Below are 1513 nucleotides of genomic sequence, written 5' to 3' on the forward strand. Positions count from 1 at the left end.
ATCGCATTTTCATTCTTATTCTTATTGCCTCTTAATTTATCAGACTAAGAGAAAGAATGGAGGCGCCTCCCGGAGTCGAACCGAGGTCCACGGATTTGCAATCCGCTGCATAGCCACTCTGCCAAGGCGCCATTGTCAACATAAAATATATTGAAGTGTTTAAAGAGAACCACTCTTTGTTCAACACTCTACTAAAAGTAGGAACTAGATAGATGGTGCCCCGGGCCGGACTTGAACCGGCACAGCGCGAACGCCGAGGGATTTTAAATCCCTTGTGTCTACCAATTCCACCACCAGGGCAACGCGATTATGCGATGCTGATTACTGAAAAGTAAAACACCATCTCTCTTCGACCTAAGCCGTGAGAACGAGTTGTACTTTAACGGATGAAAAAATTTCGTCAACAATAAATTTTATCATTTAATTCAAGTGATTAATTATCGAACTCTACAGAATGAATTTAGTGCAGCTTGTACGGTTCTTATGCGTAGATCTTGAGTTGTCGCGGGGATTAAAAGGCAAAATTACAATTTTCAGATTCACTAAATGCTGTTGATTCAGTCGACTGAAAGAAACACTCCTTAATTTTCATCTGCGTTTCACATTCAAAGGCTAAAGTTTTAAGTCACGACTATTACGAAATGACAATGTGAAGCCACTAAAACGATACCAATATGAACGCTATGCCGTACTCTGCAACCTCGCCTACCCGAGAGTTTTTAAACAGACTCGTTACGGTTTTGATCCCAATGGGCAACGCATCATAAAGAACCAGTTTGGCAAAACCATGATTCGAGTTTTATGGAGTAGTGACAAAGATGAAGTGGTCGTGGTTATTAAAGGGTCACACAGTCTTTCTGACTGGCTACTCACTTTTGCACTATGGACCAGAAGCTGTCAAAGGATTGGGCTCAACTATCGTGTTCATGCTGGTTTCTATCATCTCATGTTCCAAGAAAGCCAGCCAAGCCGTAACGAAGACAAGCTTGGGCAAACCGTTATCGAACGTTTAGAGGCCACGCTCATACCATTGTTAGAACAAGGAAAACGGATTTCTATCACCGGGCACTCTTCTGGCGGCGCGATTGGTTGCGTATTTGGTGACTACCTAGACCAAAAGTACGCAGGCTGTATTAAACGAATTGTTACGTTTGGCCAACCCGCTGTGGGTGATTGGAGTTTCAAAAAGAACTACCGTTTGAGCAAGAAAACCTACCGTATCTGCTGCGACATAGACATCGTTACCTTCATGCCACCCGTACCTCTGTTGTATTGGCATGTAGGTAAAGTGCTTTGGCTTTATAACGGGCGAATCTACGAAAACACACCGACATTAATACGCCTTGGGCGCTCAATTTTCAGTTGGTTGATCCGGCCTTTCTCTTATCATCTAATGAGCAAGTATATTCGTAACAAGGATTTCTTTGATAAACATTGAAATGAGTACGTAGGAAGATTGTGAAGAAGCCAGAAACGAAAAAACCAGCCACTAGGGCTAACACTGATCATTTAA

General features: G+C 42.6%; 1 protein-coding gene and 2 tRNA genes. 1 reads left to right on the plus strand and 2 read right to left on the minus strand.

Annotation, left to right across the window (positions count from 1 at the left end; translation table 11 throughout):
* Nucleotides 1-57: 57 nt before the first annotated feature.
* Both AB4407_RS20850 and AB4407_RS20855 read right to left on the minus strand, forming a co-directional pair.
* Nucleotides 58-131: transfer RNA gene (locus AB4407_RS20850), tRNA-Cys, on the minus strand.
* A gap of 82 nt (nt 132-213) precedes the next feature.
* Nucleotides 214-300, minus strand: a tRNA-Leu gene (locus tag AB4407_RS20855).
* 349 nt (nt 301-649) lie between these two features.
* Here AB4407_RS20855 and AB4407_RS20860 point away from each other — a divergent pair.
* Nucleotides 650-1438 carry a lipase family protein gene (locus AB4407_RS20860; protein WP_372121844.1) on the plus strand — a complete coding sequence of 263 codons (789 nt, stop codon included), beginning with the start codon at nt 650-652 and terminating at the stop codon, nt 1436-1438.
* Nucleotides 1439-1513: the final 75 nt, after the last annotated feature.

Source organism: Vibrio sp. 10N.261.46.E11 (assembly GCF_041472735.1).
GTDB lineage: Bacteria > Pseudomonadota > Gammaproteobacteria > Enterobacterales > Vibrionaceae > Vibrio.